Below are 10,306 nucleotides of genomic sequence, written 5' to 3' on the forward strand. Positions count from 1 at the left end.
CGTGATCTATGGGCTGACCTTATCGCCAATTTCAACCGTGTATGCGATTACCAGCATCGGAATTGGGATTGCTGTCGGAGTTTTGCACGCCAATGGGTGGTTCTCGTCAGTGCGACGAGTATTTGTTTCTGCTATTATTATTGCCATCGTTTCAGCTGTCATTTCAACGCCACTCAACGTCATCTTTTGGGGTGGTCAGACCGGTATCGCTTGGGGTGACTCATTGTTTGCGGTAATGGTCGCCAATCATGCACCAGTGTGGCTGGCCTCATTTACCGATGAGTTTGTCTTGGATATTTTGGATAAAGTCTGCGTGTCCTACCTGGCATTCTTCATCTATCGTCAGCTGCCGAAGCGGATGGTGCACTTCTTTAGCGGTGATAAATGATGACTGATCAAACATTGATTTCTGGAGCGCCACGGGTCAAGCTAAAGTGGTACCAGGTGATCGATCCGATTACTAAGCTCTTGTTCATCTTGGACATGACGTTGTTAAGCTTTGCCAGTATGAATTTATTGTTTCAGGCCGGATTAATTCTTGTCGCAACACTGCTATTGTTATTTTCCAAATTGAGTTCTACCATCTTTAAGGCGCTGGGATTCAGCCTGTTTCTGATTTGCACCATGCTGATCATCCAAGGGTTATTTTACAGTCGGAATCAAACTGTGCTGTTTTCTGTGCTTGGGGTGTCGTTCTACAAAGAAGGCCTGATTTACGCCACCACTCTGGGTTGTCGAGTATTGGTGATTATTTTGACCAGTGGCTTTTTTATGGTGACCACGAGTATTTCAGAAAACGCGGCCTATTTGGAACTGTCCGGATTGTCTTATAAAACCGTCTACGTTCTGATGTCGGTGTGTTATATTTTGCCGGAAATGATGCGCAATATGCGGAAAATCCAGCAGGCACAAAAAGTTCGCGGAACCAATCCGCAAAAAACGTTGATTCAGAAATTAAAGTCAGTCCTGCCGGTTCTAATTCCATTGGTGATTAAGACCTTGGATCAATCGATGGCGCGGTCGATTTCTCTCCAACTGAGAGGTTTTGATAATCTCAACCGGACTGTCAGAACCTCCCAGCGCGTGTATCGCCTGTCGCGGACGCTGCACATTGGTCTGACTGGATTGGCAATTTTATTGATTGGGTGGAAGATATGGACGAAGATAAACGGATTGTAATTGAAAATTTGACCACCCGTTATCCGGGTACTGAGCAACCACAACTGCGTCAGATTAACGCGGAGGTTCATACCGGCCAGGTGGTTGGGATTATCGGGAATAGCCACTCCGGCAAATCGACTTTGTGCCGTGTGCTGGCAGGGGTCATTCCCAAAATGGTGTCTGCTGAGATTGAGGGCGACTGGCACATGTTTGGCCAACGAGTGTCCGACAATTGGCCCGTTTATAATGCCATGAATGGAGTTGTACTGCAAAATCCAGCTGGCCAACTAAGCGGGTTGGCAGACACGGTTGCCGATGAAATCGCCTTTGACTTGATTAATCAGGGAATGGCTGAAGGACTGATTCAAAAACGGGTTGAAGAAGTTGCCACGCAAATGGGGCTGATTGAACAGCTGAATTTGCGTCCCGAGAGCCTTTCCGGTGGTCAGAGCCAGCGGTTGGCAATTGCCACGGCGATTGCGACTAACCCGGCTGTTTTGATTATGGATGATCCGACCAGTCAGATGGATCCCCTTGGCCGCCGACAATTTTTCCAATGGCTGGCCCAAGTCAAAGAGACGACTGTCTTCATTGTCACCAGTGAAATTGACGATTTGTGCGAAGTCGCCGACGTTGTGTGGGTGCTGCACGAGGGTCAAATGGTAGCCCAGGGCAGGCCGGGTGAGGTGTTTAATCATTTGGCAGCTGACTGGCAGATTCCAGCCCCGACAATCCAGCAACTTGCTCAAAAAATGGATTGGCACTTGGCTGATGGCCGGTATCCGGTGAATGACGCTGAACTGAAGGAGGTTTTTTATGTCCACAATTGAACTGAACCACCTGACGTTTACTTATCCGGAACGGTCCTTTAGCTTGGATGTTGAAGACAAACACTTCGCCGATCCGATGGTGGCGATTGTCGGCCAAAATGGTGCCGGCAAATCAACGCTCTTCAAATTGTTGACGGGCTTGCTGACACCACAAACCGGTGTGATTAAGATCGATGGAGAAAATTTTAATGATCTTAAACCAGTCGAAAAGTTACTGAAGGTTGGGATTACTTTTCAGAATCCTGACGATCAGCTTTTCAACCCGACCGTTCAACGAGAGGTGGAGTGGAGTGTCGCGCAGGTCATGGATGACCACGACACGATTACGAGGCGGGCTTTAGCGGCTCTAAAAAGAGTTGGCTTGGATGATAAAACAGCTGAAAGTCCATATGACCTGTCATTGTCGGAACGCAAGCTGTTGAGCGTTGCCACAGTTTTGGCAGTAGATCCGGCGATTTATTTATTTGATGAGCCGATGATGTCGCTTGATTGGGAAAGCCGGCGCAAGTTGACCGCAATTTTCCATCAGTTGGCTGATTCGGGCCACCAAGTTGTGACCATCACCCATGACATGGATTGGGTCGCCGCCGAGTTTGAGTCGGTGTATGTTATGGAACACGGGAAGTTTGGCTTCGCTGGCAGTCCACGGGAATTGTTCAGCGATCACGAACTTGTCCAGCGAGTGGGATTACTACCACCGCGGATTATGGACATAGCGGAGTCGCTGGGTGATTCACAGACATATTTATCGGTTAATGATTATTACCAGAAAAATCGAGATGTATAGAAAAAGTCACCTCTGCGGGTTTTCCAGGTTGAAGGATTAACTTCAGCTTCTGGCAAGAACTCAAATGGGTGACTTTTGTGTTTAATAACGTTTCATGATCATCGGGTGCTTCCTCAGATCACTCGGTTTGATTTTACTTTGTTTCATGGTCATAATCATATATCATTTCTTTTGGATCTTTTGTTTGACTAATACAAAATAGGTCTTCATAGGTCTTCGCATTTTTAGCGCCCATTAGGATCATCAGTATAATTTTCTGAATTAGGAGATTGTCCCATCACTATTCGAACTTCGTCTCCCAACTTACGCTGTTCCCATTCATCCGTGAATCCTTTAAATCGCAATTCTGGAACTTTCTTTTTAACTGAATCATCTATTTTCGCCATAGTCCCCACCATTTTATTGGTTTTTCTTGATTTACCTTATCAACAGTCTAGTTGGTTGGTACCAATGGAGCAAGGCAGCTAAGAAGGGATATTAGTGGCAATTAATAAAATACATGAGGTTGGGCATATTGCCCCACCTCTTTTTATGATATACTAGAGTAGTTTTTTAGATTTGTAAAAAATGTGATTTTCTAGTTCAAATTTAAAAAAGAAAAGGGGAGAACATGGACATCTTTTTGAGGAGCATATCAGGGATTCTCGTCATCCTGGGTATGATTTTAGTGGGCTTTGTCATTGGTGAAAAAGGCTGGTTCGATGACAAGTCGCGTGGCCTACTCGCTAAATTGGTCACTCAAGTTGCTCTTCCCTGCTATATGCTCTACACCATCACGCAGCGTTTTACAGCGCCAGCCCTCCTAAAAATGTTGCCAGCCTTGCGGTTTCCTGCCCTGTCTATGGTTATTTTACTTGGCATCGCGACAGGAGTAGCAAGGATCTTTGCGGTGAGACAGGACCGTCGTGGCCTCTTTATTTCCATGTTTTTTAATTCCAATACCATCTTCGTGGGGCTTCCTATTAACCAAGCCCTCTTTGGAGATGCCAGCATTCCTTATGTTTTGATCTATTATATGTGTAATACGACCTTTTTCTGGACCTTGGGGACCTATCTCATTCAGCGAGATGGTGAGGGAGAAGCGCAGTTTGATCTCAAAACCAGTCTGAAAAAAGTCTTTTCTCCGCCCCTCATGGGCTTTCTCTTAGGGATAGTCTTGGTGATGCTGCAGATCAAGTTGCCAGCCTTTCTAGCCAGTGATTTGCAGTATCTGGGTAATTTAACAACCCCTTTATCCATGATATTCATCGGTTTGTCAGTGTCTCATGTAGGTGTGAAGCAGTTGGTTCTGGGAAAAGATCAGCTATTGATTCTACTAGGTCGCTTCCTGGTTGCCCCTCTCTTGATGGCGACCATCGTCTACTGGACCCCTCTTCCAAGCCTGATGAAGCAGGTCTTTATCATTCAGTCCGCTATGCCAGTGATGACCAATGCCCCAGTCGTTGCCAGACTCTACGGAGCTGATAGTGATTACGCAGCGGTCATGGTGACAGAGACGACCCTTGCTACCATGGTGGTCATTCCGATACTCATGGTGTTGATGGCTTGATCGTTTTAAAAAAAGTGAAGCAAAAGTCTTGCTTTTCTTTTTATTTGTGTTATACTTGTTATTGTATCAGATACAAGTTATCTAAAGGAGTTTATATGGATACTAAATTTTCAGTAGCCTTGCACATCCTAACCATGATTAGTGAGAGCAAGGATACCTTAAGTTCACAAGCTCTGGCTGAGAGCGTTGGCACCAATGCGAGTTACATTCGAAAGGTAATCGCTTTATTGAAAAATGCTGGACTAATCCAGTCTCAGCAGGGAAAAACGGGCTACCAACTTAGTAAATCCCCAAAGGACATCACCTTACTTAACATTTATTTTGCCACACAAGAAGTTAGCCACATCAGCCTATTTCCTGTTCACCAAAATAGCAACCCTGATTGCCCAGTAGGGAAACATATCCAGGCTGCCGTTTCACCACTATTTGCTAGCGCTGAAGCTCAACTTGAGAAGGAACTAGCCCAGCAAACCTTAGAAGATGTCATTAACAATCTTTATAAAGAAGCCAAACAAAAACGAAACTGATTTGTATGCAGATCAGTTTTAAAAAGACTATACTTGTATCTATATCAGATACAATAAAAATAGAAAAGAGAAGACAATGAAAGCTGCACAACATACTACTTATAACAAAAAGAATATCACTCTTAACATCACAGAAATCGCAAAACCAAGTATCACAGACAAAGAAGTTTTGGTCAAAGTCACCGCTGCTGGTGTTAATCCTCTCGATAACATGATTTCCCGAGGAGAAGTCAAGATGATTGTCCCTTACAAACTCCCACAAACTGCTGGAAATGAAGTGGTCGGTATCATTGAAGAGACCGGTAGACAAGTCAAAAATCTCAAAGTCGGAGACCGAGTTTTTGGACGTTTACCACTTGATCATATTGGTGCCTTTGCAGAATACGTAGCTGTCGATAGTCAGGCTCTAGCCAAGGTTCCAGACTATCTGTCTGACGAGGAAGCGGCTGCTGTACCTTTGACTGCCTTGACTATCATGCAGGCTCTTGACCTCATGGATGCTCAAGCTGGCAAAACCATCTTTATCTCTGGTGGTACCGGCGGTGTCGGCGGTATGGCCATTCCGATTGCCAAGGCTAAAGGTTTGAAGGTCATTACCAATGGGGCTGGAGATAGCGCTGAGCGTGTATTGAAGCTAGGAGCAGACCGCTTTATCGATTACAAAACAGAGGATTATACAAAAACGGTTAGCCAGGTTGATTATGTCCTCGATACCCTTGGTGGCGCTGAGACTGAAAAACAAATGTCTATCATGAAAAAAGGTGGTCAGCTTGTGTCCCTCCGTGCTATGCCAAATGGTGACTTTGCCAAACGGATGAACCTGCCAAAATGGAAACAGATCCTACTTGGACTAGCCGGTCGCAAATTTGATAAGATGGCTGACAAATACGGCGTTCACTATCATTTTATCTTTGTAGAAAGCAATGGCGCTCAATTACAAGAGGTAGCTGATCTCTTTAGCAAATTAGAAATCAAACCATCTATCGATACAGTTTATCCATTTGAAGAAGTGAATAGCGCCTTAGACAAGGTCGCTAATGGGCGCTCACGTGGAAAAACAGTCCTCAGCTTTAAGAAATAAAAAGGAAAACACAATGTCATATCTTACAACTAAAACTCAATACATCACTGTCGACGGGAACAAAATCGCCTATCGCGAACTCAGCAAAGGCAAATCAAAACTACCTCTTCTGATGCTGGTCCATTTGGCAGCAACCCTCGACAACTGGGATCCAAAACTCTTGGACTTGATTGCTGAAAAACACCATGTGATTGTGGTCGACCTTCCTGGTGTCGGAGCCAGTCAAGGAAAAGTGGCGCCAACCATTCCTGGAATTGCTGAGCAGACAATTGACTTTGTAAAAGCCCTTGGCTACGATAAAATCAATCTCCTAGGTCTTTCTATGGGAGGCATGATTGCCCAAGAAATTGTCCGAATCAAGCCTAATTTGGTCAACCGTCTCATCTTGGCAGGAACAGGACCTCGAGGAGGAAAGGAGATGGATAAGGTCACAGGGAAAACATTTAACTATATGCTTAAAGCTGGACTCGAACGCATCGATCCTAAACGCTATATCTTCTATAACCATGATGAACAAGGAAAAATCGAAGCTTTGAAAGTTCTCGGACGAATGGGGATGCGAACCAAGGAATTTGCGGACAAAGACATGAGTGTGCCTGGTTTCTTGACGCAACTCAAAGCTATTAAACGTTGGGGGAAAGATTCTCAAGACGACCTAAGATTTATCACCCAACCAACCTTAATCGTCAACGGCGACAAGGATATGCAGGTTCCAACGGAAAATTCTTATGATATGCATGAGAAAATAAAAGATAGTAAGCTCATCATCTATCCACATGCTGGTCACGGTTCGATTTTCCAATATGCAGAAGAGTTTTCAAAAGAACTCATTACTTTCTTGGAGGACTAATATGGTCAAAACCATTCTAATAACAGGTGCTACGGATGGCATTGGAAAGCACTTGGCAAAGAAACTGGCTAGTGAAGGTCATCAGGTCATCCTCCATGGCCGAAATCCTCAAAAACTGGAATTGGCGCTTCAAGAGATTCGGGCCGTTTCCCTGAGAGGCAGAGTTTCAAGCTACTTGGCGGATTTCTCAAAATTAGAGGATGTTTATCGATTTGTAGGGGAAATTAAGCGAGACTTTCAAAGGATCGATGTCTTATTTAACAATGCAGGCCTGTATGCAGGAAAAGAACGAAAAGCGAGTGCTGAAAATGTCGAGTTGACTTTTATGTTATCCGTCCTCGTTCCCTATATGTTAACAACTGAGCTAAGCCCCTTGTTAGAAAAAGCGCCTGACGGTCGTATCATTAATACTTCTTCCTATATGCATCATTTTGCCAAGGTCAAGGATTTGGACTTTGGATTTGAGAACAACTATAACCCAGGATTAGCTTATAATAATTCCAAACTCTATACCATTTGGATGACACGCTATCTAGCAAGAGATTTCTTTTTAAAAGGTTCAAATATCACTATTAATGCCTACCATCCAGGTATTATCTCGACTAACTTAGGGAATAATTCTAGTGATGAAAAGACGAAAAAGTCTCTCTTTGGACGCCTGATGAAGTCTCTTTCAAAAGATCTAGATCAGGGAATCAAAACAGGCTATTATCTCACCTTATCAGAGGAAGTCAGGGGCTTGACAGGCTACTACTTTGATGAAAAGAAAGTCAAGTCGGTATCTGAAAAAGGCTACTCATTTGAAAAAACACAGAAATTAATGGATTACTGCCAAGAAAAGATTAAACTGTTTAAAGAAAAGCAGGATTTTTAATTCCTTACTGATTTCGTAACTACAAAAAAACACAAGTTTTCATTGATAAAACTTGAGTTTTTCTTAGATAAGGGCTAATAAAATGGTAAGAATCAGAGCAATTCCGATCCGAATGACATGGTGGGCTAGATGGAAGTTTTCTTTGTGCTTGCCATTCCAATAGGCTCCGTAGCAAATCAAGCTAACTCCGATTAGCCAAATAAATAAAGCAACAATTGGCAAAAGGAAGTAGAGGATGAGAGAGAAGGTCGCAAGGCTACTTCCTAGAAAAAGTAAGTAAATTCCAAGGGTCTTCTTGCCCTTTTTTAATTCGGAAAGGCTGGCCAATAAATGAATAAGAGCAAAAGTAAGGGCAAATAAGGCTGTGAAAAAGCCGAGAAGAATGGGGAGGAGCATAGTTTTCCTTTCTATGATACATGATGTAAAGTCACACCTTAGTTAGAAGCGACGTTTAAAATCTCCAAATAAAACTGAATCACTTCTTGTTCGGTGTAGGACTTGCCTTTTTTCAACCACCAGCTGAGGGTTTCGATGAAATGGCTGACGACCAAGTGTTTGAGGTAAGAGTGAGGGAGAGTTGGATGGGCTTTGATGAGTTCGTCGGCTACCATTGGGTAGACATCATGTTCCAGCTCTTTTCGCAGTTGCCGGATAAAATAATCGTTTTTAGAGAGCAAGAGACTGGTCACATGGTCTTGATTTTTCTTGAAATGCTGAAAGATATGGGCCAGATAGTCTTGTGGTGAGAGGTGTTCAGCACGCTCAAAGAGATGGTGAAAGAGCTTTTGACAGAGTTCATCTAGCAATAATTCCTTACTTTCGTAATGGCTATAAAAGGTTGATCGCCCCACATCGGCTAAGTCAATGATTTCTTGAACCGTGATGGCCTCGTAGTCTTTTTGGTTGAGTAATTGTAAAAAAGCTTGATAGATAGCTTTTCGAGTTTTGGTGATGCGACGATCCTGTGCTGTCATATGGACACTTAGAACAAACTGTTCAGTAACGGACACCCTAAACAGTTTGCTCCTATCCTTTCTGTTGTGAATGTTAGATAATGATAATGAACATGATGTTCATGAATCTATTATAACAAAGGATTAAGGATTATGAAGACAAAACATGCGGTCTGGATCGCTTTTTTCTTGAATTTGAGTTATGCCATTGTTGAGTTTATTGCAGGAGGAATTTTTGGATCTAGCGCTGTCCTTGCGGATTCGGTCCACGACTTGGGGGATGCGATCGCTATCGGCATCTCCGCCTTTTTGGAGAGTATTTCCAACCGTGAAGAAGACAGCCACTATACCTTGGGCTACAAGCGCTTTAGCCTTTTAGGGGCCATGGTAACAGCTGTGATTCTCATGACAGGGTCCGTTCTGGTTATTTTAGAAAATATAACGAAACTCTTTCATCCACAACCTGTCAATGATGAGGGGATTCTCTGGCTTGGAATCATAGCCGTCAGCATTAATGTGCTAGCGAGTCTCGTCATTCGTAAAGGGCAAACCAAGAATGAATCCATTCTCAGCCTGCACTTTCTGGAAGATACCTTAGGTTGGGTGGCTGTCATCTTAATGGCCATTGTTCTCCGATTTACCGATTGGTATATTCTGGATCCGCTCTTATCTCTAGCTATTTCCATCTTTATTCTGTCAAAAGCCATTCCACGTTTTTGGAGCACGCTCAGGATTTTCCTGGATGCCGTGCCAGAGGGAGTAGATATTCAGCAGGTCAAGAGTGATTTGGAGCAGTTGGAGCATGTGGCTAGTATCAATCAGCTTAATCTCTGGACCATGGATGGTCTGGAAAAGAACGCCATTGTCCATGTTTGTCTAGAGCATGTCAACCACATGGAGGTTTGTAAAGAGTCTATCCGTACCTTGCTCAAAGATTGTGGCTTTCAAAACGTCACCATTGAGGTCGATGAAGACTTGGCAACCCACCGAGCTCATAAACGCAAGATCGAAGAGTTGGAAGTGAATCAAAGTCATGGACATATTCATCACCATTAAGAATAGTTATTTACACTCTTAGAGTTTATCTCTAGGAGTTTTTTTGATACTAAGCTCACTAAAGTAAGCCTTTTCATGGTAAAATAGTGAAAAGTATATAGTAAGGAGTAATTATGAGTAAAAGAGCTGTGTTGATGATGACTTTTGGTTCGCCAGAAGAGATTACCTATGAAGGAGTAGCGGAATTTTTCACAAATATACGCCGTGGGGTTCGTCCTGAACCACATGAAATTCAGACTTTATATGACAATTATGTCCGAATCGGTGGAACGCCGCTCCAAAGGATAACAAAGGAAGAAGTGAACTTGGTTGCCTCCGCTCTTGGAGATCAAGCATCGGTCTACTTTGCTAATAAATTTTCCCGTCCTTTCATCACTGATACGATTAAAGAGATGGAGAATGACGGAATTGAAGAGTGTTTGTGTTTGATTCTAGAGCCCCATTATTCCTACTATTCTGTCATGGGTTATGAAAAATTTTTAGAAAGTGGTCAGATAAAGTTCCAAATTATCAAGGACTGGTACCGAGAACCTGACCTACTCCACTATTGGGCTGATGAGATCCAAAAGATTTTAGATCAGATTGGAGACGACAGTTATAAGGTGATTTTTTCAGCCCACAGTGTCCCAGTTTTGGCA

The 10,306-nt window shown here is 43.3% G+C and carries 13 protein-coding genes and 1 pseudogene; 11 read left to right on the plus strand and 3 right to left on the minus strand.

All coding sequences use genetic code 11. From position 1 onward, the window contains the following. From SPADD19_RS00495 to SPADD19_RS00510, 4 genes and pseudogenes are all read left to right on the plus strand, one after another. Positions 1-388: pseudogene (locus tag SPADD19_RS00495) on the plus strand (ECF transporter S component); the annotation flags it as partial. Further along, positions 388-1,179 carry an energy-coupling factor transporter transmembrane component T gene (locus SPADD19_RS00500; RefSeq protein WP_193390608.1) on the plus strand — a complete coding sequence of 264 codons (792 nt, stop codon included), beginning with the start codon at positions 388-390 and terminating at the stop codon, positions 1,177-1,179. The pseudogene SPADD19_RS00495 and the gene SPADD19_RS00500, both read left to right, overlap by 1 nt. Next, positions 1,155-1,991: an ABC transporter ATP-binding protein gene (locus SPADD19_RS00505; RefSeq protein WP_013904141.1), complete on the plus strand. Its 837-nt coding sequence runs from the start codon at positions 1,155-1,157 to the stop codon at positions 1,989-1,991. The genes SPADD19_RS00500 and SPADD19_RS00505 overlap by 25 nt, the downstream gene beginning before the upstream one ends. Beyond that, positions 1,978-2,778, plus strand: coding sequence for an energy-coupling factor ABC transporter ATP-binding protein (locus tag SPADD19_RS00510; RefSeq protein ID WP_003005192.1), 801 nt, complete (start codon positions 1,978-1,980; stop codon positions 2,776-2,778). Before SPADD19_RS00505 ends, SPADD19_RS00510 begins: the two co-directional genes overlap by 14 nt. 224 nt (positions 2,779-3,002) lie before the next feature. On the opposite strand, the gene SPADD19_RS11995 is transcribed toward SPADD19_RS00510, so the two are convergent. After that, complete coding sequence (locus SPADD19_RS11995; protein ID WP_001062367.1) at positions 3,003-3,164, minus strand: hypothetical protein; 162 nt, start codon at positions 3,162-3,164, stop codon at positions 3,003-3,005. Between the two features lie 224 nt (positions 3,165-3,388). Here SPADD19_RS11995 and SPADD19_RS00515 point away from each other — a divergent pair, with 224 nt between their 5' ends. The 5 genes from SPADD19_RS00515 (at position 3,389) to SPADD19_RS00535 (ending at position 7,659) form a co-directional block, all read left to right on the plus strand. Then, positions 3,389-4,327 (plus strand): AEC family transporter, encoded by a 939-nt coding sequence (locus SPADD19_RS00515; RefSeq protein ID WP_061454917.1) that lies wholly within the window; start codon positions 3,389-3,391, stop codon positions 4,325-4,327. A 95-nt stretch (positions 4,328-4,422) separates the two neighbouring features. After that, positions 4,423-4,854, plus strand: coding sequence for an Rrf2 family transcriptional regulator (locus SPADD19_RS00520; protein ID WP_061454918.1), 432 nt, complete (start codon positions 4,423-4,425; stop codon positions 4,852-4,854). A gap of 76 nt (positions 4,855-4,930) precedes the next feature. Then, entirely contained in the window at positions 4,931-5,935 is a 1,005-nt protein-coding gene (locus SPADD19_RS00525; protein WP_061454919.1) for an NADP-dependent oxidoreductase, read from the plus strand. 13 nt (positions 5,936-5,948) lie between these two features. Then, complete coding sequence (locus tag SPADD19_RS00530; RefSeq protein WP_061454920.1) at positions 5,949-6,785, plus strand: alpha/beta fold hydrolase; 837 nt, start codon at positions 5,949-5,951, stop codon at positions 6,783-6,785. A gap of 1 nt (position 6,786) precedes the next feature. Continuing rightward, positions 6,787-7,659 (plus strand): SDR family NAD(P)-dependent oxidoreductase, encoded by an 873-nt coding sequence (locus tag SPADD19_RS00535; RefSeq protein WP_061454921.1) that lies wholly within the window; start codon positions 6,787-6,789, stop codon positions 7,657-7,659. A 63-nt stretch (positions 7,660-7,722) separates the two neighbouring features. Here SPADD19_RS00535 and SPADD19_RS00540 read toward each other — a convergent pair whose 3' ends face one another. Both SPADD19_RS00540 and SPADD19_RS00545 read right to left on the minus strand, forming a co-directional pair. Beyond that, positions 7,723-8,055 (minus strand): hypothetical protein, encoded by a 333-nt coding sequence (locus SPADD19_RS00540; protein ID WP_061454922.1) that lies wholly within the window; start codon positions 8,053-8,055, stop codon positions 7,723-7,725. A 38-nt stretch (positions 8,056-8,093) separates the two neighbouring features. Then, positions 8,094-8,633 (minus strand): TetR/AcrR family transcriptional regulator, encoded by a 540-nt coding sequence (locus SPADD19_RS00545; protein ID WP_241496364.1) that lies wholly within the window; start codon positions 8,631-8,633, stop codon positions 8,094-8,096. Between the two features lie 132 nt (positions 8,634-8,765). Here SPADD19_RS00545 and SPADD19_RS00550 point away from each other — a divergent pair, with 132 nt between their 5' ends. Continuing rightward, positions 8,766-9,668, plus strand: a complete 903-nt coding sequence (locus tag SPADD19_RS00550) for a cation diffusion facilitator family transporter (protein WP_061454925.1) — start codon at positions 8,766-8,768, stop codon at positions 9,666-9,668. A 113-nt stretch (positions 9,669-9,781) separates the two neighbouring features. Then, the coding region (locus SPADD19_RS12165; protein WP_241496365.1) for a ferrochelatase at positions 9,782-10,306 on the plus strand (525 nt) is incomplete at its 3' end.

The organism is Streptococcus parasanguinis (genome assembly GCF_001578955.1).
Lineage (GTDB): Bacteria > Bacillota > Bacilli > Lactobacillales > Streptococcaceae > Streptococcus > Streptococcus parasanguinis_U.